General features: G+C 26.8%; 19 protein-coding genes. 16 read left to right on the top strand and 3 right to left on the bottom strand.

Annotation, left to right across the window (positions count from 1 at the left end; genetic code table 11):
• Positions 1–71 precede the first annotated feature (71 nt).
• Positions 72–437, bottom strand: coding sequence for a helix-turn-helix domain-containing protein (locus Q3304_RS05120; protein ID WP_054276396.1), 366 nt, complete (start codon positions 435–437; stop codon positions 72–74).
• A 229-nt stretch (positions 438–666) separates the two neighbouring features.
• On the opposite strand from Q3304_RS05120, the gene Q3304_RS05115 reads away from it, so the two are divergent.
• Positions 667–801 carry a hypothetical protein gene (locus Q3304_RS05115; protein WP_054269913.1) on the top strand — a complete coding sequence of 45 codons (135 nt, stop codon included), beginning with the start codon at positions 667–669 and terminating at the stop codon, positions 799–801.
• A 197-nt stretch (positions 802–998) separates the two neighbouring features.
• Positions 999–1784 (top strand): GNAT family N-acetyltransferase, encoded by a 786-nt coding sequence (locus tag Q3304_RS05110; RefSeq protein WP_054276397.1) that lies wholly within the window; start codon positions 999–1001, stop codon positions 1782–1784.
• 95 nt (positions 1785–1879) lie between these two features.
• Here Q3304_RS05110 and pdaA read toward each other — a convergent pair whose 3' ends face one another.
• Positions 1880–2704 carry a delta-lactam-biosynthetic de-N-acetylase gene (gene pdaA, locus Q3304_RS05105; RefSeq protein WP_054269915.1) on the bottom strand — a complete coding sequence of 275 codons (825 nt, stop codon included), beginning with the start codon at positions 2702–2704 and terminating at the stop codon, positions 1880–1882.
• A gap of 222 nt (positions 2705–2926) precedes the next feature.
• Between pdaA and Q3304_RS05100 the strand changes: the two genes are divergently transcribed.
• Together Q3304_RS05100 and Q3304_RS05095 are read left to right on the top strand one after the other, a co-directional pair.
• Positions 2927–6046 (top strand): helicase C-terminal domain-containing protein, encoded by a 3120-nt coding sequence (locus tag Q3304_RS05100; RefSeq protein WP_407814093.1) that lies wholly within the window; start codon positions 2927–2929, stop codon positions 6044–6046.
• A 17-nt stretch (positions 6047–6063) separates the two neighbouring features.
• Entirely contained in the window at positions 6064–6663 is a 600-nt protein-coding gene (locus tag Q3304_RS05095; protein ID WP_167640087.1) for a ribonuclease H family protein, read from the top strand.
• 203 nt (positions 6664–6866) lie between these two features.
• Here Q3304_RS05095 and Q3304_RS05090 read toward each other — a convergent pair whose 3' ends face one another.
• Positions 6867–8957: a peroxiredoxin gene (locus tag Q3304_RS05090; protein WP_176702479.1), complete on the bottom strand. Its 2091-nt coding sequence runs from the start codon at positions 8955–8957 to the stop codon at positions 6867–6869.
• Between the two features lie 265 nt (positions 8958–9222).
• Between Q3304_RS05090 and Q3304_RS05085 the strand changes: the two genes are divergently transcribed.
• The 12 genes from Q3304_RS05085 (at position 9223) to Q3304_RS05030 (ending at position 21037) form a co-directional block, all read left to right on the top strand.
• A complete protein-coding gene (locus tag Q3304_RS05085; RefSeq protein ID WP_054269966.1) occupies positions 9223–9471 on the top strand; it encodes a hypothetical protein in 249 nt (82 codons plus the stop codon).
• Between the two features lie 165 nt (positions 9472–9636).
• Complete coding sequence (locus Q3304_RS05080) at positions 9637–11028, top strand: hypothetical protein (protein WP_054269919.1); 1392 nt, start codon at positions 9637–9639, stop codon at positions 11026–11028.
• A 123-nt stretch (positions 11029–11151) separates the two neighbouring features.
• Positions 11152–12615: a VanW family protein gene (locus tag Q3304_RS05075; protein ID WP_054269920.1), complete on the top strand. Its 1464-nt coding sequence runs from the start codon at positions 11152–11154 to the stop codon at positions 12613–12615.
• Positions 12616–12679: 64 nt separating this feature from the next.
• Positions 12680–13273 carry a helix-turn-helix domain-containing protein gene (locus tag Q3304_RS05070; RefSeq protein WP_054269921.1) on the top strand — a complete coding sequence of 198 codons (594 nt, stop codon included), beginning with the start codon at positions 12680–12682 and terminating at the stop codon, positions 13271–13273.
• Between the two features lie 129 nt (positions 13274–13402).
• Entirely contained in the window at positions 13403–14800 is a 1398-nt protein-coding gene (locus Q3304_RS05065) for a tetratricopeptide repeat protein (protein WP_407814094.1), read from the top strand.
• A gap of 179 nt (positions 14801–14979) precedes the next feature.
• A complete protein-coding gene (locus Q3304_RS05060; RefSeq protein WP_054269922.1) occupies positions 14980–15351 on the top strand; it encodes a CidA/LrgA family protein in 372 nt (123 codons plus the stop codon).
• Positions 15344–16033 (top strand): LrgB family protein, encoded by a 690-nt coding sequence (locus tag Q3304_RS05055; RefSeq protein ID WP_054269923.1) that lies wholly within the window; start codon positions 15344–15346, stop codon positions 16031–16033. Before Q3304_RS05060 ends, Q3304_RS05055 begins: the two co-directional genes overlap by 8 nt.
• 522 nt (positions 16034–16555) lie before the next feature.
• Positions 16556–17422: a YitT family protein gene (locus Q3304_RS05050; protein WP_054269924.1), complete on the top strand. Its 867-nt coding sequence runs from the start codon at positions 16556–16558 to the stop codon at positions 17420–17422.
• Positions 17423–17663: 241 nt separating this feature from the next.
• Positions 17664–18473 carry an MORN repeat-containing protein gene (locus Q3304_RS05045; protein ID WP_054269925.1) on the top strand — a complete coding sequence of 270 codons (810 nt, stop codon included), beginning with the start codon at positions 17664–17666 and terminating at the stop codon, positions 18471–18473.
• A gap of 146 nt (positions 18474–18619) precedes the next feature.
• Complete coding sequence (locus Q3304_RS05040; RefSeq protein ID WP_231300642.1) at positions 18620–19684, top strand: CAP-associated domain-containing protein; 1065 nt, start codon at positions 18620–18622, stop codon at positions 19682–19684.
• 27 nt (positions 19685–19711) lie between these two features.
• Positions 19712–20431 (top strand): polysaccharide deacetylase family protein, encoded by a 720-nt coding sequence (locus Q3304_RS05035; protein ID WP_167640092.1) that lies wholly within the window; start codon positions 19712–19714, stop codon positions 20429–20431.
• Between the two features lie 21 nt (positions 20432–20452).
• A complete protein-coding gene (locus Q3304_RS05030) occupies positions 20453–21037 on the top strand; it encodes an aminodeoxychorismate/anthranilate synthase component II (protein ID WP_223152499.1) in 585 nt (194 codons plus the stop codon).

The following is a 21037-nucleotide window of genomic DNA, read 5'->3' as shown; positions in this document are numbered from 1 at the left end:
ACCTCCTATCTATCCTTATTATAATATTCATATAAGAAATGTAAATTACTTACTTTTTGGTATGTATAAAACTATTTATTATAACAAATTCCTTTGCTATCTAGAACCCCTTGTTGACCGTTTTCAAGCATATATTCTATACCTATTTCTTGCATTATTTCCACAGCTTTTAACATTTTTTTACCACGGTCAGTAAGAAAATATTCAACATGTAATGGATAACCAGCTGAACTTATCTTATCAATAATACCAAACTCATGTAGTTCTTTTAATTGTTGAATTAACATTTTTTGATTTATTCCCAAGATACTATGTTCTAACTCAGAAAATGTCTTATTAGACTGTCTCAATTCAAATACAAGGATAGTTTTCCATTTTCCTTTGATTATGTCATGTACAATTTCAAGAGGACATGTGTATTCATCTCTTATTTTCATAATATATCACCCCCATAAAATGATAATAAATTATATCACCTGTATAGTGATATGACAAATATATATGAATTGTATGTAAAGTTTATGGTTTATTAAGTTCTAAAATTCTTCTAGAGTAGTTCACATTTAATACACAAATAATTAGTAAGATATAAGTAAATAAACATATAAAATAACTATAGAAATTTAACTTTAAAATAATTTATGATAATTTAGAGGAGGAAAATGTATGAATATATCAAGAAAAGCTATGAAAATAATAGAATTGGCACAAAGAATTGCAATTAAGAAAGGAATCTCAGTGGAAGAGGCTTGGAATGAAGCGATGACAGAATATAAAAATAAATATGAACATATTGCATAGACATTAAAAAATGTAATTTAATTAAAATATAAAAATGACATATAATATTTTAATTGTATACTTTTATAAGAAATTAATTAGCTTACAATTCTAAATTATTTTTGAAAAATTAAGAATATTTGGTGGAATATAATGGATTTAAATGATACTATAAATTATAAGGTATATCATTATTAATACAAAAGGAGGATATATACTTGATTGTAAAAATAGATAATACTTTAGAAAAAGAATTTTGGCAATATGTATCACATGAAGAAAGTCTAAACTTATTCATAATTGGATATGTTGAAAACTATGGGTTTAGCTCCTACTCTCAAGATATATGGTCTCAAATGAAAGGAGGAAATATAACTTCTATAATATTAAAGAATAAGTCAAAACTTATAATTTATAGTCTAAAAAATGACTTTGATGTAAAAGAGATGAAACATCATATAAAAGATTTGGATGTAGAAAGTATAAGTGGAAAAAAGTGTGTAATAGATAGACTAATAAGTGAATATAAAGATTTTTATGAAAAACTAGATAATAAATTTTGTATATTAAAGGAAATAAAAGAAATAGATTTTTCTCACATGAAAGAGTATAAAATAGAAACAGCTCAGGAAAAAGATATTGATGAGATAGGAAAACTTTTAAATATCTCAGATTATAAAGTAAGTAAAAATTACATAGAAGAAAGAAAAGAGCATTTAAAAGAAGGAAATGTAAGAGCATATTTTATTAAAAATAATGATACTATGATTAGCACTGCATCAACTGGAATGGAAACTAGTTTTTTGGCAATGGTAGTATCTGTAAGTACAGATAAAGCATATAGAGGAAAAGGGTTTGCAAGTTATATAGTTTACAATTTAAGTAAAGAATTATTGTTGGAAGGAAAAGTCCCATGTCTTTTTTATAACAATGATATAGCAGGTAAAATATATCAAAATATAGGATATAAAGAGATAAATGAATGGACAATTCTTTTTAAATAAATATAAAAAATAAAAAACTCCATTAGGAATTAAAGTATTTATAAATAGTTTTATTTTTACTCTAATTCATGATGGAGTTTTGTTGAAATAAAATATTATTTTTTATTACTTAGATAATCAAGAGTTTTAAGTTTATAACCTTCTTTTTCCCAATGTGTAAGTACTTCATCCAATATTTCAGTATTTGTTGAAGAATTTGGATGTAATAAAACTATTGCCCCAGGATGCGTTCTTGAATAAATTTTGTTTTTAGCAAATTCATGCGTAGGTTGTTTCTTTTCATACCAATCCACATAAGCAAAACTCCAAAATATAGATTTATATCCTAAATCTTTTGTGTATTTTAAAGATTGCTCACTGAATTTACCCATTGGAGGTCTAAAATATTTGGGCATTTCTTTTCCAGTAACATCTTTATATGCCTTTTCTACACTTGTAATTTCTTCTTTGAATTTTTCAAAATCTGTAATACCTGCCATTGATGGATGACTTTTTGAATGATTACAAACTAAATGACCTTCTTTTTCCATACGTTTTACTAAATCTGGATTGCTTTTTATATAACTTTCAACTACGAAAAACTGTGCTTTAGCATTATGTTTTTTTAATGTATCTAATAACTTTGGAGTGTTCCCACTTTCATATCCAGCATCAAATGATAGATATATAACTTTCTCATTAGGATTTCCTACATAGTAAGAATCATATTTTTTAAAAAAAGTTGCTTCTTTTATAGGAGATGGCTGTTTACCATCCTCTCTAGGGTTAAAATACCAATCATATTCATGTGTATCGAGTGTTGGGCTAGAAATTTGAGTTTTTGTCTTATCTAATGATTTAAAGTTTACACTAGCGATTCCCAAAAGTATTAGAGCAAATGTTCCTATCAGAATGTATTTTTTTAGGCTATCTTTTTTCACAATTTCACCTCTTATTTAAAATTTCAAGTGCATTTCTTACAATATAGTTTGAATATTTATAGTTAAAAATATTCATATATACAGATAATAAATTAAAGAAATTTGTTGTAAGATATATAAAATTAATATTAATTATATTAAATAAAGTACATATAAATGATAAAATATAAAGAGCAATTATTGTAAATAAGTTAGACTTGTTTAACTTGAAGGGATATAAAAATGGATAATATAATAAGTATGTTGAATAATGTTGTTTTTTTAGATATAGAAATTAGTGGATTAGATTATTTAAATTCAGAAATTTTAGAAGTTGGAGCTGTTAAGGTTAAAGATTGGAAGATAGATACATATCAATCATTAATAAAAAATAAATACGATGTACCTATAGAAGTATTTTCACTATGTAGTAATTTAAATAAAAGTGATTTAGAAATAGCTCATGATATAGAAAAAGTAGAAGATGAACTTATAAATTTTGTAGAAGATAGTTTGATTATATGTCATGATTTAAGTTTGAAAAAAAAGTTTTTTGAGCATCATATGCCAAAGTTAAAAAATAAGTTTATTGATTTAATTGAATTAGCAGTTATTTTAGAACCATATCATAAAGAATATAGTCTAGAGTATTTAAAAAATAATTTGACTGCTTGCGATTCTAAAATAAAAAATAGAGCTCTATCAGATGTATTTGATATCATAAATATTTTAAATTGTCTCCTAGTAAGATTTAATAATTATGAGAAAAGTACTTTAGAGCCATTGAGTTTTAAAATAAATTCTTATCTTAAGAAGTTTAATCTTTCAATCTGGGAATGGAGTAAATTTTTAGAGGATGCAAACTATGATTTATCAAATAATATAAATATTAAAAAAGAATATAAGAAGCCTAACTCAAAAGAAGAGAAGAAAAAAGAAAGAGAAACATTAAAAATTTTAAATGAAGAGAAAAATAATTATGAAGAACTATTGAGATACAAGACCATATGGGAGAATAAAGAAGGATTTACATATGAGTATAGAACAGGTCAGTATGAGCTTACTAAAATGATAAGAGAGTTGTTTAAAAATAGTGAAGATGATGAAAAAATTGCATGTATAGAAGCACCAACTGGTATAGGTAAAAGTGTAGGGTATTTATTGCCAGCGATATTAGAATCTAGAATTAATAAGAAAAGGTTGTTAATTTCTACTGATACAAAGGAATTGCAGATACAATTAATAAATAAAGACATTCCAAATGTGTTAGACTCTTTAGGGTTAAATGGAAAAGTAAGTTATGGGTATATAAAAGGAAAAAATAACTATATTTGCATAGACAGATTGGAAGCATATATAGCAGACTACGAATCTCAAGAGCCTACTAAGGGAGAAATATTATCTTTGATATTTTTAGAGAGATTAGTTGAAGGTGGTAAACATGGAGATATAGAAGAAATAAATTACTGGGTGTTGGATAATTTTAAGGAAATAAATGTACACTTGAGAAATATAAGCTGTGACCCAAATATGTGTAGACCTAAAAAGTGTAAAAAAGATTGCCTATATAAGAAAAGAACAGAAGAATTGAAAGAAGAACATATAACAGTAGTAAACCATTCTTTATTAGCTAAATGGGCATATAAAGATGAAAAACCTCTAGAAAATATAATAGTAGATGAAGCACATAATTTGACTGAAAAAGGATATGATTTCTTTTCAAGCATTATAAATTCAAAATCTTTAAGATATTTATTGCAAGAAATTTATCCATATGAATTCATTCAAGATAGTAGCTTCATATATAAAAAATATAGTAAAAATATGAGAAAAATAAAGGCTTTTGATAAATTTTATCATGTATTAAAAATTGAAAGAAAAGATAAACAAAAAATTGCTAGAAGTATAAATCTTATTCTTGAAGAGATAGATTCAATATTAGACTTTGGTAGTTGTAATGAATATAATAGTGTAAGTAATTATAATTTAAGATGGGAATTAAATCTGCAAATAGATGAAATTGTGGGAAAACTAAAAAAAGATGGTATAGATACTGAAATAAGTTATAGATTGTATAGTGAAAAGATAAAATCAAGTTGTGAAAAAATAATAAAAAATTTAGTTGCAATAATAATAACAATTTATAGAAATATTGATGATGATAGTATAGATAAAGAAACCGACATATATAAATTTGGAAAAGCGAAGGCGAGAGACTTAGAGGATATAAAGATTATATTTGAAATATTTTTAGAGTATGATGAAAAGGATGATTATGCAAGGATAGTTGAAATTGAGAAGAATTATAATGATTTTGAATTTAGAGTAGTTCCATTAAAAATAGCAGATTTATTTGAAGAAAATATCTTATCTCAGTTAGAAAAAGGAATATTTTTATCTGCAACCTTGAGTTTATCTGAAAATATGTCTTATTTTAAAAATACATTAGGAATAGATAGAGTTAAGAATGTAGAAAAGATTATAGAACCAATTTTTGATTATAAAAATATGGTATCTGTAGTTGCCTTTTCTGATATATGTGAATACAGGAATACTGAATTCCCAAATGAAATGAGTAAAATTATATCTAATATATCACAAATTACAGAAGGTCATACATTGGCTCTTTTTAATAGTAAAGATAGACAGGAAAAGACTTATGAAATATTGAAAAAATATTTACATGGTTTTAATTTAGAAATTTATGCTGATAAAAAAGGGATTAGACATCTTAATGATTTGAATCGAAAGTGTGTTGTACTTGGCTCAAAAGGATGTTTTGAAGGTGTAGATATTCCAGGAGATGGTCTGGTATGTGTAACGTTAGACAAGCTTCCAAATCTAAATCCAAAAGACCCTTTGTATTTTACTATAATGAAGAAGTATAATATAGATTACTACACTATAAATTATCCACAAATGACAATCAAGGTAAAACAAGCTATGGGGAGAATTTTAAGAAGTAAATATGATTATGGATGTTTTGTGATTTTTGATGCAGGAACCAATATAAGTATACTAAAGAGGTTAGAGAAAGATTTGCATGGTTGTAAAATTTCTAAAATGAATAGTAATGAATTTTATACCTATATAAAGCATCATTTAAATAAATCTAGAAGTTCAATCCTAAAATCTGTTATATTTGATACTGTAAAAGCGCTAAATGTTGATGCTAGAATAGATAAGAATGATGTTGATAAAGATATAATAAGAAAAGATATGAATGAAAATATAAGACAAAGAGCTATAAAAGGGGAAGTGTATTATATAGATATTATAAATAAAGATATGAAAGTAAATTATTTTGATAGGAACTATCTGATAAATCTAGATATATTTATGAGAGAAGAACATAAAAACTAAAGGTGGGAGTGATATATTTGGCAAAACAAAAGTTTTATGCTGTAAAAAAGGGTAAAAATATAGGTGTATATAATACATGGGATGAGTGCAAAAAGCAGGTAAACGGATTTTCAGGAGCTGAATATAAGAGTTTTCCTACTTTACAAGAAGCAAAAGAATATATTTATGGTTCAAAAAAACCTAGCTTTAAAGAAGATGAAGAATTTATAGAGGCATATGTAGATGGAAGCTATGAACATTCAATAAAGATGTATGGTTCAGGTGTTGTGATTTTAAAACATAATGAAGTTATAAAAACATATAGTGAAAAAGGAAAAGATGAAACTCTTGTAGGAATGAGAAATGTAGCTGGAGAAATAGAAGCTTCTAAAATTGCAATGCAATACTGTCTTGAGAATAATATTCAAAATTTGATTTTATATTTTGATTATGAAGGTATAGAAAAGTGGTGTACTGGAGTTTGGAAAACGAATAAAGAAGGAACTATAGCATATAAAAACTTCTATAATAGTATCAAAGCTAAACTAAATGTAAAATTTACAAAAGTCAAAGCACATTCTGGAAACCAATATAATGAGGAAGCTGACAAATTAGCTAAAAAAGCTATTGGGATATAATAAAAGATTATTGATATATAATAAGATGTTGTAGGAGTATATTTAAACTCTTAACTCATAATTAAAAAGCAGGATTGTATTATTAGAAAATAAGTATCTAATTTATAAATAACTAATCAGTATTATTAATTAGACAAAGTTTATTTAATATAATACAATCTGCTTTTTTGTATAACAAAACTATAAAATTTCCTTACATTATATTAGAACTGACCATAGATACCTTCAAGTTCATCTTTTAATACATCAGGGTCATTTATACCAATGGACATAGTTCTAGCCAATATATTTGCTTGGTCATAAGTTGATGTCCATGAGAATACGCCACCTAGACAATTTCTAAGAACATATTGAGTTTTTAAGAATATAGATAAAGAATCGTCATAGGACATTGCAAACTCTCCATCCTTAACTAAATATGGAACTTGAGCAACATTGTCAAATCTATATTCATACCCATTTTTATTTATATAATCTCTTCTAAGTTCATCGTAAGTTCTTGTTATAGTAGCACCTAATCTTCCATAAAATGGAATACCAAGAAGTATTTTTTCAGAAGGCATTCCAGCATTTTCGAGATTTCTTACCATTATATCAACGCTATATCCTGGTAAAGATAAATCAGATTCAAAAAGATTTGCTTGATGTTTTCTACCATTTGGACCTGTTTCACCTGCTGTAAAATCATAACTCATAAGATTAAAATAATCTATTATTGGAGCTATTTTATCTATTTCAGCACTTGAATTTATATACCCTCTATCTCCTGTTCCAGCCACACTAAGCCATTTTTCATCTCCTATAACATCTCTTATGGCTGTTAATAAAAGTGTAAAGTTTTCTCTATCCTCAGGTCTTGATACTATTCCAGATGCACTACTTCCAGGATATTCCCAGTCTATATCAACTCCATCTAAAGCATATTCATTTATCATCTGATTAACCTGTCTTGCAAAATTGTATCTGGATGTAGGAGTTAATGCTGCATCAGAGAAGCCTTCAGCTCCCCAACCTCCAATAGCTACAATTACTTTTAAACTAGGCTTTTCAGCTTTAAGAGCAAGTAATTGATTTAAAAATCTAGGATAAGGGATAAATAAATTACCAGACTGGTCTATCTCTGCAAAAGCAAAGATAACTGCATCTAATAGTTGAGCATCTACATTAGTTGGATTACCAAGAACATATTCTACCACAATTGGATTTATATCTGGACAATTTGCATTTTCAACTATTGGATTGTATGGGTCTGTTATTTGTGGTCTAACTAATTTTTTTGAATCCTTCAAAGTCTTCATAGCTATTTTCTTAGTATTTTTTTCACTAGTATAATCATAGTTTTTATAATTTTCTTTATAGAAATCCTCATAACTACTATCTTCTTTATCGTAGTTATAATTCATTACATCACAAGATTTATCTTTAAGCTTATTTTGTTTAGAGTTACAAGTTTTATTGGTATTTTTAGTGTGCTTTTGTTCACAGTTAAAATCTTTTTTAGTATCATTACTGTGTTCTTCCTTACAATCGTGAGTTTTGTGCATGTAGTCAGTATTTTTGTCTTCACAATCACCTTTATTTTCAATGTTTTTAGTATGTTCTGTATTCCAGCTACAAGTATTATCAATTTTCTTGTTTAATTCTTCGTCATTATAATTATCTGGTACAAAACATAAGTACCAGTCCATGCAGGAATATTTCTTATTACAGCTGTTAACCCTGTTTTTTAATTCTTTATAGTTTTTAGGATATGGTAAAATTACTGGCATACCAGGGAACCAGTTTGCAGGTGTAACTATGTTGTCTCTGTCGCTAGTTTGAAGAGCATCTACTATTCTAAGTATTTCTGGAATATTTCTTCCTGTAGTAAGTGGATAATAAAGAATCGTTCTCAAAATTTGATTATTATCTATAATAAATACAGAACGAACAGTTGATGTATCACTCATTGGTTTTGATATCATACCATATAACTTTGCAATTCTCATATCTCTATCTTCTATAATAGGAAATGGAATTTCTACACCTGTAAGCAAAGAAATATTGTACATCCAAGCTAGATGTGAACTGTTACTATCGACGCTTAGACCAATTAACTCTGTATTTCTTTTTTTGAACTCGTCATAATATTTAGCAAAGCACAAAAATTCTGTAGTGCAAACTGGTGTAAAATCACCAGGATGTGAAAATAAAACAATCCAATTACCTTTATAATCAGAGAGTCTAATAGGGCCGTTTGTTGTATTGGCTTTAAAATCAGGAGCCTTTGATCCTAAACTTGGCAAATTTGGCATGTAAATCACCCCTCAATAAATTATCATTTATTTTATTCTATTAATTAATACAGATTAGTGTTACTACTTTATTAAAAATTAACGAATCCTAATGTCAAAAAAAGATATTTATTAAAAATATTTAATATATTCCTAATATAAATGACAATAGTAATTGCTATTTTTTTACTAATTTGGTATAGTAATGGATAAGGGGTAGTGTCAATATTAGTGATTATACGAGGTGATTGGATTGAAAAAAATTCTAAGAATTTTAGTTATCTCCATGATGATATGTTTTGCAATGACTTTTGCATTAGTATTAATAAATTCAGTTATGGGAGTACATATAGGATTGGATTATTACTTTTTGATGGGCGGTGTAGTTACAGTTTGTTTAACAACTGGAATTGTTTTATGCAATGCTAGGAAAATATTTGATAATAAAACTGTACATAAAACAAGAATGAAAAATGTCAGTGCTAATAAAAAACAAAAAAGTCATTCTAGAGATATAAAGAGAAAGATATCATAGTTTATGTAAAGGAAATATTTATGTATAAAATAATGATTGATAGGTAAAATAAAAACACGATTTAACTTGTGTTTTTATTTTTTTTCAGGAATTATGATATAATAACCAATAAGAAATTTAGTTTACCATAGAATATAAATATTGCTAAATGGAGAGGGAACCATAATGAATTTTAGAGATTTATTTGAGAAAACTGTAGATTTTATTGATGAAAAAAGAAAGTCTATAGTTGCAGTTTCATTATCAGCATTAGGCGTAATTGTTTTAATGATAGTATTTTTCTTAAGCAGTAATGAATTTAGTGTAGGGAATGAAGCTAATGAGTTGTTGAAAATCATAGATAAAAGACAATATTCTATAGCTGTTGATTACTATGCGAGTATAGAAAAAAAGTTTTCTGCTTCAAAAATGGAAAGATTCAATAAGTCTGTTTCTAAAAAAATTAACAAATTATTATTAAATAGTGGTGATAAATACTTAGATGGAGATATAAGTCAAGAAAGTTTTATTGGATTAATAAATACAGTAAAAGAGCTAAATAAAATAAATATAGATGTGGATGATTTGCTAACTCAGGCGGATAGAGTTAAGGAAATGTATAAGGAAGAGAATACTACTTATGATGTTGCCATTAACTACATAAACACTGTTTCAATATTAAATGGAGTGGGTAGTAATTTAGATGTATACAAACAGAATATAGAAACAATTAGGGAATCTAGAGATGTTTATGATTCAGCAGTTAAAGACCAAAAAGTATATAAGTATTATGAAGCTATCGAAAAGTATAATAAAGTATTAAAAGAAGATGAGAAGTATTATAATATGGCTCAAAATGCGAAAAAGCAATGTATTGAGGAAATGTATGATTATTATATAAGTAGAGCTGAAGAGGCAAATACTTCTGGAGATTATGAAAGAGCATTACAGTATATAGAATATTTAAAAGAAGATTATTCAGATGATGAAAAAGTGCAAAGTCTAGAGAAAAAATATAAGAAGAATTTATCATTGTATACTTTAACATCTGATGACATCATAAATGTAATATCCAAAAAAAGTGGCAAAGATAAGTCAAATTTATCTATAAATTCACTTCCACAAATGATAAAAAATAATAAATATTATTATGCTGAAGTATATGAGTATGACAAATTAGTAAATGAGGTTTTAGTAAGTGCAAAAACTAAAGATTTATATTCATATAAAGATGGTAAGAAAGATTACAAAGTAGACTATGGAGATGGATACTTTAGGATATTAGAGGATGGAAGTTATCAATTTGGTATTACTAAAGATAAAGCTAAATTTGTATTAACTAATACTCTTGATGAAAAAGATAACAAATATAAAAAGGTTGAGATATTAGATATAGAGAAAGCTGAGAGGTATGTAAAGAGTAAAAAAACATTAGAAGAATTATTTGGGAAGTATAAAAATATTTATTATTACGCTATAGTAAACAAAGGATTATTTAAAGGTAAAGAGGTTTATGCTATTAATATTTACAATGAAAAAATATATGCCATATCAGAAAAAGGACTAAATGAATATTAATTAATTATATTGATAATGTTAAATTATTATATAATTAAAAAGTTTTTGGGTTTTTAAGGCAGATTATGTAGTAATATAATAGTAGGTGTATATAAATAATTTTATTGTAAGGAGAAGTATGGGATGAGTAATGTGAACAAAAAGCTAGTTATAGCCATTGGTGCTGTAGCATTAGTAGTCATAATTTTTATAGGCATAATGTGTGTGCAATTTAATGGGGAGAAAATAGCAAAAAACACATATGTTAATGGAGTAAACATTGGCAAATTGACTAAAGCACAAGCAAAACAGGAATTAAGTAAAAAATACAAATTAGAAAATGTTGAGTTTATCTACAATGATAAAAACTGGAAAGTTAAAAGTAAAGATTTAAATTTATCTGCAGATTTGGATAAAACAGTAGAAAATGCATATAATTTAAATAGAAAGAATGGTTTCTTTGGAAATCTATCAAAAACTATTTCAGCAAATTTTGGAAAGAAAAACAACTTAGTAGTAGTGACAAATTATGATAAAAATAAGCTAAAATCAGAAATGGAAAAGATAGCTAAAGAAATAGATGTAGAGGTAAAAGATGCAACACTTGATATAAGTGGTGAAAAAGTAAAAGTTGTACCAGACTCTGATGGTCTTAAAATGGATATTTCTAAGAGTATGGAGAATTTTGAGAATCAAACTAAAAAAGGAAATTATAAGAATAAGTTAGTAGTAAAAGCTACTCCAGCAAAGATAAAAAAAGAGCAACTTGCTAATATAGACACAAATTTAGGCAAGTATTCAACAACATTTAAAACTTCTCAAGTAAATAGAAGTATAAACATAAAATTAGCAACAGATAATATAAGTAATGTATTACTTATGCCAGGAGAAACTTTTTCATTTAACAAGCATACAGGTAAAAGAAGTAAAGAAAATGGATATAAAAGTGCACCTGTAATAATGGAAGGTGAGATGGAAGAAGACTATGGTGGAGGAGTTTGTCAAGTTTCGTCAACACTATATAATTCTGTGTTATATGCAGGATTAGAAATTGTTAATGTAAAAAATCATACAATACCATCAAGTTATGTTCCAAAAGGAAGAGATGCAACTGTTGCAGATAGTGGAATAGATTTCTTATTTAAAAACAATCTAAAGCATCCAGTTTACATAAAAAATTACGTTTCAGGGAATCAAATTGTTTGCAATATATATGGAAGTGCAGAAGACAAACAAAATATAACAATATCAACAAAATTAGATGGTGTTTCACAAACTACAATGAAAAGAGTTAATGATTCTACAATGCCTAAAGGCAAAGAAAAAGTGGAAAAGAGCGGAAGAAATGCATATTCTGTATCAACATATAGAACATTTAATGATGCTAATGGTAAGAAAATTAAAACTGAAAAAATAGCTAATTCATATTATCCTAAGAAGGAAGGTATTATATTAGTTGGAACTATGGAACCAAAACCAGAAGAAAAGCCAAAGACAGATGAAAATAAAAACAATCAAAATTCGAATAATCAAAATAATCAACAAAAACCAGAAACACCACCAACTGATAATAAGCCTAATGAGACACAACCACAACCGCAAGCTTAAAGTTCTCAAGAATAGGATTTATGTAGAGTATTAAAAAATATAAATCTAAATAGGAGGGATTACTTTGAATTTAAATAATATAACGAATTACGTTCAAAGTATTTGCGAGAATATTTCTAATGTGTTGGATGTAGATGTTACTTTAGTTACAAAAGATTTAACTAGGATAGCAGGGACAGGAATATTCAGAGGTAAAATAGGAGAGACAATCTCAGAGAAATCAGTATACTCTCTTGTTTTAAAAGATGGAAAATCCTATGTTATAAATAAGGAAATAGAAGAGAACTGTAATCAATGTGCAAATAGAGAAAATTGTAAAGAGTTAGCTGATATATGTACTCCTGTTAAAATGGGAGAACATATACTTGGAATTTTGGGTATAGCTGCATTTAATGAAGAACAAAAGGAAAAAATACTTTCAAAAGACAAGGAGTTAACTGCTTTTATAAGAAGTATGTCTGACTTAATATCTTTTAAATTAGATGAATTATATAAACAAGAAGTTAAGACTATGGATGACCTTGAGAGGGAAGCTATAGAAAAAGCTATAAAAAAATATGGAAGTAACACAGAAGGTATGAAAAAGGTAGCTGAGGCTTTAAATATAGGCATAGCTACACTGTATAGAAAAGTAAAAAAATTCAACATTAAAAGTTAGTAATATTGGAAAAAGGTAACCTTTTCACAAGAAGAAGAGGATTACCTTTTTTATTATGAGGATAATGGCAAAATATGTATAGTTTTGACTTGACATATTAAATATGTTATCTTAAATATATATTTTAGAGTGGAGGTGAGTATTATTTTAGTTAAAGATATAAAACAGGACATAGAAAACATGCCTAGAAAAATTTTAGATATATCTTTGATAGAAGATAATAAAAGTGATTTGACTTTTTTTAACATAGAAGAAGAAGATGGTGACGAGACACTAAAAGCATTAAAGCAGAGCTATGTGACTACAAATTATAAAGAAGAGACACTATTGAACTTACAAGGAGCTTTAAATTCAAAGTCAGACACAACATCAAAGGAATTAAAATTAGAATCATACAAAAGATATAATAATGCACTGGATTTGGCATATAAGAACTATATAACTAGTGCTATTAATATGGTGAATAAAGCTTTAGAAATAAATCCTAAAGATATTGATATACTAAATCTTAGAGGTCTTTTAAAGCTATTAAAATGTGACTTTGCTAAGTCATTTGAGAGCTTTTATACAGCTTTATGTTATGAAAATAACCATATATCGAGAAAATATGTAAATCTAATTTCATCTGAAGATTTTAAAACATTTTTAGGAAGGTACAATCATTCTATAAGATTTATAAATGAAGAATTAAATTATGAGTCAATACATATTTTGGAGAATATAATTGAGGAAGAACCTGAACTAATAGAACCATATGTGATTTTATCTTTGTTGTATGATAAACTAGGCAATGTAAAGAAGAGAGAAGGATACTTAGATAAACTTAAAGAGTTAGATAAGGATAATCCAGTATTTGAAAAGAAAGAGGAAGAAAAAGAAGATACAAGTAAAAAAGAAGAAGTAAAAAAAGTTAAAAAGAAGAAAAATATTTTACCCTATATTATAGTTGTTTGTGTTTTAGTAGGTATGGGTGTATATTTGATTCAAAGTAAAAAGAGAATAGAAAATTTAAATAATCAAATAAGTAGTAAAGATGAAAAGCTAAATGAAACTGATAAAAAGCTGGGAGAAACAAATGAAAAATTAGAAAAAACGAATAAAGAGTTAAGTGAGGCTAAAAATAAAGAACCAGAAAGAGAGATAACTGTAGCTGATGAGGAAGATTTATACTATCAAGCTCTAGATTTAAAGAAAAATAAAGAATATGAAAAAGCCATAGATAATTTTAAAAGTGTAGTTTCTTCTGGGAAAACTAAAAAATATATTTCTGAATCAATATATCAATTAGCCATAACAAATAAGCTATTAGGAAATAAAGATGAAGCTATAAAATATTATAAAAAATATATAAATACTTATACTAAACATGACCAGTATTATGATGATTCATATTATGAGTTAGGGATGCTTTATTATGATAATGGTGATTTAAAAAATGCACAACAAACCTTCTATAGTTTAAGAAGTGAAGTTCCAGACAGCATGTATAACAATTCAAAAATAAAAGAGATTTTAAGTGAAAAATAGGTTTATATAGTTAAGTTTTTTGAAACAACCAAGTATGTATTTTATTAAATTAAAATAAAAATAAATTTAAAAGAGATTGTATCAAATTATAACTTTCTATTTGAAGAAAGATATTTGCTTGTTGAAAAAACTACAAATATGTGATTTGAAGCAATCTCTTTAGTTTTTGGAGGTGGAAAATGAAAGTTTTCAATCAGTTAGTAATAATTTTATGTATATGGGTCATAGGAGAGTATATAAGTTCCTTTATACAGGGAATTATACTTATTCCTGGAAGTATAGTTGGGATGCTATTATTATTCTTGCTACTACAACTTAAGGTATTAGATTTGAGTAGTATAGAAAATATAAGTGGATTTTTCCTTGATAATATGGCTATATTCTTTATCCCAGCAGGTGTGTCACTTATAAAATCATTAGACCTGATAAAGGAAAATGTACTAGTGCTTTTATTAGTCATATGCTTAAGCACACTAATAGTAATGTATGCCACTGGAGTTATAGTGGAAAAAATGATAAAAAAGAAGGAAGAAGGACAAAAAGATGTATAATGTATTACAAACGCCAGTGTTTGGTATAATAGTGACAATAGTATTTTTTAATTTAGGGAGATATATCCAACGAAAAACGAACAATCCTATATGTAATCCCATGTTAATTGCAATCGTAGGAATAATAGTGTTTTTAAGCATAACTAAAATTCCTTATGAGAACTACAAGATAGGAGCAGATAGTATAAATTTCTTTCTAGGTCCTGTTACAGTAGTACTTGCAGTTCCACTTTATAAGCAATTTGAATTATTTAAAAAGCATATGGTTGAAATTATTGTAGGTATAGGTTGTGGTATAGTAATTTCTTTTATATCTGTATTGATAATTGGTAAGATAGCTAATTCAGATGTAAGTATTATAAACTCTTTGATTCCAAAATCTATAACAACACCAATGGGAATATCTTTAGCAAATTCCTTAAATGGTATAGAGTCAATAACAGTTGTGGCTATAATTTTTACAGGTATCTTTGGTGGAATGGTTGCTTCTACAGTATTTAAACTTGGAAATATAAATCATCCAGTTGCTAAAGGAATTGCACTTGGAACGTCTGCACATGCTCTAGGGACTACAAAAGCTTTTGAACTTGGAGAAGTAGAAGGAGCTATGAGTGGTGTTTCTATTGGAGTATCTGGTACAATTACAGTAATATTAATTCCAATTATAATGAATTTTATATAAAAATAAAATTAAAATTAGTATTGTGGATACTTAAAACAAAATAAAATAAAAAAATTTTAAAATAAAAAGTGAATGAAAAAAATGCAAATAATGAAATAAAAAAATCATATACTGAAATTATGAAAACAAAAATTTCATTTAGCAATTAATTATGAACAGATAAATATTAAATTTGAATTTGCTAAGATAAGATAAATTACTGTAAAAATAGATATTTAGAAAAGAATACTATAAATTTACTATATTGCAAGTCAAACAATAAATAGTATCATATTGTGCTAGAAGGATTTTTATTTAAAGCATAAATGAGATGATTTGAACGTTTTTAAAGATTAAAATATAAAAAATTGCACTAGACATATATGAAAAAGATACTATAATAGATGATGTAATAGATGACAGTTCAAGAAATTATATAAAAATTTATTTGAAATATTATCTATTACATCAGGAATAATATAATATATGTAAAGATAAGTTTTTAAAATTCTAAAGATTTAGAAAGATTGAAGGGAGAAAGAAATGAGTGAAGTTAAGAATACCCTACAAAAACATCCAGTTTTAAGATATTCAACAATGTTATTTGGGATGTTGATGACATCTATAGGTATAAATGGGTTCTTAAGACCAGCACATCTGCTTAGTGGAGGTGCTACAGGTATAGCAACATCTATAAACTATTTGACAAATATAAATGTGGGTCTATTAACATTTTTAATCAATATCCCAATATTTATTTTAGGGTTCATATACCTTGAAAAAGAGTTTTGTATTTCAAGTTTAGTAAATATGATTGTATTTTCATTATTATTAGGTGCAACTCAGGAAATAAGTCAGATTATACCTATACATGATATATTACTCCAAAGTGTATATGGTGGGATACTATCTGGTTTAGGTGTTGGGGTTGTATTTAGAACTAGGTCTTCCCAAGGTGGTACAGATATAATAGCTGCAATACTAAAAATTAAGAAGAACATAGAAATGAAAGATACTGCTTTAGCAATAAATGGATTAATAGTACTTACAGGAAGTTTCTTATTTGGATTAGATTTAGCATTATATACTCTTATAGGTTTATTTCTAAATGCGTATTCAATGAGCTTCATTAAAGATGCAATGAATTATCAAAAATCTGTTATGGTAATGTCAAATGAAGTCGATTTAATAGCAGAAGATATAATGAAGAGTTTAGTTAGGGGTGTAACTTTTTTAGATGCAGAAGGTGCATATACTCATCAAAAAAAGAAAATTATATATACAATAGTTTCATCAAATGAGATACCAAAGATAAAAGATATAGCTTTGAAGTATGATAAAAAGGCTTTTATATCTGTAAATGATGTCACAGAGGTAAAAGGAAGAGGATTTAAAGCAAAAGATTTATAGGGAATTTTATAGGCTGAGAGCTATAATATATAAATTTATATTATGGCTCTCAGCCTATTTAAATTTAATAGGTGGAAGATAAAGATTTTATTAATGATTTGTGTATCACTTTAAAAGATGCTATTTTAAAATTAAAATTGAAAAAATTACTTAATGTGTAGAAAACATGACCACTATTAGGATATAATAAATTTAATGGATTTAGTAAAATATCTAGTAATAACGTTGGAGGAATGGCATTATGAATTTATCTAAAGAATATGTTAATTTGTATGATAATTATTTGAAATATATAAATGAAGTAAATAAAGAGATTAAAAGTATAAAGAACATGAAAAAACGTGTTTTAAAAAAGGGAGATTTTGCTCCAGAAAATGAAGTATTAGAATTAGAAGGAAAAACAATTCGTGATATAGATGAAGTAGATACAAAAAAACCAAAAAATAAAATATATAAATTTTCAAATGGGGATGTATATGTAGGTAAGTTTTTAGAGGGAAAGATGGAAGGTCAAGGCTCTTATACTTTTTTTGTAGATGAAGGAACAGAAATGGAGTACATAGGAGAGTTTAAACAAGATAAAAAAAATGGAAAAGGAAGTTTTGTATTTTCAAATGGAAATGAATATATAGGTAATTTTGAAGAAGATACAATGAATGGTATTGGAAATATGCTCTATAATAGCAAAGATGAGTATATTGGAACTTGGAAAAATGGTAAGAAGGATGGGAAAGGTATTTACAAGTGGAGTGATGGATGCATATATGCAGGTGAATTTAAAGGTGGAAAGATGGAAGGATATGGTATTTGTTACAATAGTGAAGGAGAAATACTTTATGAAGGAGAATGGAAGAACAATTTGATTCATGGTAAAGGGACTTATATATGGGAAAAAGGCAAGAAATATGTAGGTGAATTTATGCATGGAAAAAAACATGGGCAAGGAACTTTTTATCTAAATAATGAATTGGTTTATGAAGGGACTTGGAAATTTGATAAACCATCCATTTTTGATAGAACATTAGATGAAATATTTTCTTTAAGACTGTAGCTTTATCTATTAGTAGGTAAAGCTTTTTTATAATACTTAGTAAATTTGAATAGGTATGAATGTTATTTATTAGTATATATTATCAGTATTAGTATAATAAATGAATATTAAAAAATTTTAATTCGATTTTATGAAGGAGGGATATATTGAAGAAATTAATTGCATTAGTGTTGGTAATACTTATTGTTTTATTTTATAGTCCTGAATTGTTAGAGGAAGTATATGATTTAAAAGAAAAAATTTCTCAAAGTGAAATATGGAATGAATTTTTAGACAAGATAAATATAGGTGACAATTCAAAAAAAGATAAAAAAGAAAAAAATCAAAATTTACAATTGAATAATACTGAAAATGAAAATCTAGATGAATCAGATATAAAGAGTTTTGAAAAAATAAGTCTGGGAGACAATTTAAATCAAGTATTATCAAGTATTGGGAAACCTGGAAGAATTGATACTAGTGAGTATGGCTTTGATTGGTATGTATATAATCAATATGGAAAAGAATTTGCAATGGTTGGTGTTGAAAATAATGAGGTAGTAGCACTTTACAGTAATTCTATGAATTCATGTGAAAACCAAGATATAAAAATAAATCAAGATAGGCAAACAGTGAGAACTAAGATTACACCATTAAAATATAAGAGAAAAGGAAATACTAGATATATAATAAACTCAGAAAATCAATATGATATAATAAGTAAAGAAGGCAAGTATATTACAATTTTCTACGATATTCATGAAAAAAATAGAGTTTGTTCATATTTAATAATTGATAAAAGTACTGAAGATGAGTTTAAAGAATTATATCCAGATGATAGAGAAGAGCTTAAAAAATGTTTTGAACTAGAAGTTATAGACCTTGTAAATAGTGTTAGGAATCAAAGAGGATTAAATTCACTAATATACAGTGAACAAGCTACTTTGAGTTCAAGAAAGCATAGTGAAGATATGAGAGATAATAATTTTTTTGACCATATAAATAAAAATAATGAAACTCCATTTGATAGAATGAAAAGGGAGGGAATCGTATATACTTCGGCTGGGGAAAACATAGCAGCGGGGCAAATTAACGCAATATATGCACATGAAGCTTGGATGAATTCTGAAGGACATAGAAAAAATATTTTGGGGAATTATAATAATATTGGAGTTGGAGTAATATTTGGAGGAAGCTATAAAACATATTACACTCAAAATTTTTATAAATAACTAAAATGTTTGAAAGGAAGTTTAAAAATGACACCATGGAAAAAGAGGACAACATATAAGTGTTTAGTAGCGATAGTCTTGTTTTGTGGAATAATACTAGTATCTAATTTTGGTAAGGTCTCTGCTTTGATGACAGATACTAATGGAAATGTTTTAATTAAGCATGGTTCAAGGGAAAAAAAGTTAATAGCAATTACCTTTGATGATGGACCACATCCAAAAGAAACTAGCCAAGTTTTAGATGTATTAAAGAAATACAATGTAAAAGCTACTTTTTTTATAGCTGGTAAACATGCTCAATGGTATAAAGAACCATTAGTGAGAGCTAGTAAAGAAGGGCATGAAATAGGAAATCACACTTTTAATCACCCTGATATAAGTAATTTAAGTTCTAATCAGATAGAAGAGGAGATTGTTAAGTGTGAAGATATCTTAAAAGAAGTGACTGGAAAGAAACCTACATTATTTAGACCACCATTTGGAAGTTATAGAGAAAAAGACTTAGTAGAAATTGCAAAAAAGCATGACTATAAAGTTGTTTTATGGACAGGTGTAGATGTGAAGGACTGGAAAAATCCTGGAGCTAACAGTATTGCTGATAAAATAATTAATAAAGTACAAAATGGAGATATAATACTTTTACACGATTATGCAACTAATGATACAGTTGAAGCTTTAGATATGTTTATCCCAAAAATGATGGAAAAAGGCTTTAAATTCGTAACAGTTTCTGAGTTAATAAAATAATTTTTAGGGGGGGATTTTAGTATGATTCTAATGATAGACAATTATGATTCTTTTGTGTATAACCTAGTACAATACATAGAAGAATTAGGGGAAATAGTCGTAGTAAAGAGAAATAATGAAATCAAAATAAGTGATATTGAAGAACTTAATCCAGAGGTAATTGTATTATCTCCAGGACCATGTTCTCCAAAAGAAGCTGGTGTTTGCATAGATATTGTTAACTATTTTAAAGGGAAAAAGCCTATACTAGGAATTTGTTTGGGTCACCAAACTATTGGACATGTTTTTGGAGGAGATATTATAAAGGCACAGCAACCTGTACATGGAAAGGTGCATAGTATAAACCATATTAATAAAGGGGTTTTTAGTGGTCTTAAGAATCCTTTGAATGTCACTAGGTATCATTCACTAATAATTGATTCTAATAAAGTTCCTGAAGAACTAGAAGTTACAGCAACAACTGATAAAGGTGAAATAATGGGAATTAGACATAAAAAATACTTAATAGAAGGAGTACAATTTCATCCAGAAGCTATTTTATCAGAGTATGGTCATGAGATGCTGAAAAACTTTATAACAGAAGCTAGAGAAAGGATACATATGTAA

This window comes from Clostridioides sp. GD02377, assembly GCF_045899875.1.
Lineage (GTDB): Bacteria > Bacillota > Clostridia > Peptostreptococcales > Peptostreptococcaceae > Clostridioides > Clostridioides difficile_A.
This window is presented reverse-complemented; position numbering and strand designations above follow the sequence as displayed.

Excerpts from the sequence above, each read along its gene's own strand:
- Q3304_RS05120 (WP_054276396.1), bottom strand. The coding sequence starts at position 437 with ATGAAAATAAGAGATGAATACACATGTCCTCTTGAAATTGTACATGAC.
- Q3304_RS05115 (WP_054269913.1), top strand. The coding sequence starts at position 667 with ATGAATATATCAAGAAAAGCTATGAAAATAATAGAATTGGCACAAAGA.
- Q3304_RS05100 (WP_407814093.1), top strand. The coding sequence starts at position 2,927 with ATGGATAATATAATAAGTATGTTGAATAATGTTGTTTTTTTAGATATA.
- Q3304_RS05090 (WP_176702479.1), bottom strand. The coding sequence starts at position 8,957 with ATGCCAAATTTGCCAAGTTTAGGATCAAAGGCTCCTGATTTTAAAGCC.
- Q3304_RS05085 (WP_054269966.1), top strand. The coding sequence starts at position 9,223 with ATGATGATATGTTTTGCAATGACTTTTGCATTAGTATTAATAAATTCA.
- Q3304_RS05080 (WP_054269919.1), top strand. The coding sequence starts at position 9,637 with ATGAATTTTAGAGATTTATTTGAGAAAACTGTAGATTTTATTGATGAA.
- Q3304_RS05075 (WP_054269920.1), top strand. The coding sequence starts at position 11,152 with ATGAGTAATGTGAACAAAAAGCTAGTTATAGCCATTGGTGCTGTAGCA.
- Q3304_RS05060 (WP_054269922.1), top strand. The coding sequence starts at position 14,980 with ATGAAAGTTTTCAATCAGTTAGTAATAATTTTATGTATATGGGTCATA.
- Q3304_RS05055 (WP_054269923.1), top strand. The coding sequence starts at position 15,344 with ATGTATAATGTATTACAAACGCCAGTGTTTGGTATAATAGTGACAATA.
- Q3304_RS05050 (WP_054269924.1), top strand. The coding sequence starts at position 16,556 with ATGAGTGAAGTTAAGAATACCCTACAAAAACATCCAGTTTTAAGATAT.
- Q3304_RS05045 (WP_054269925.1), top strand. The coding sequence starts at position 17,664 with ATGAATTTATCTAAAGAATATGTTAATTTGTATGATAATTATTTGAAA.
- Q3304_RS05035 (WP_167640092.1), top strand. The coding sequence starts at position 19,712 with ATGACACCATGGAAAAAGAGGACAACATATAAGTGTTTAGTAGCGATA.
- Q3304_RS05030 (WP_223152499.1), top strand. The coding sequence starts at position 20,453 with ATGATTCTAATGATAGACAATTATGATTCTTTTGTGTATAACCTAGTA.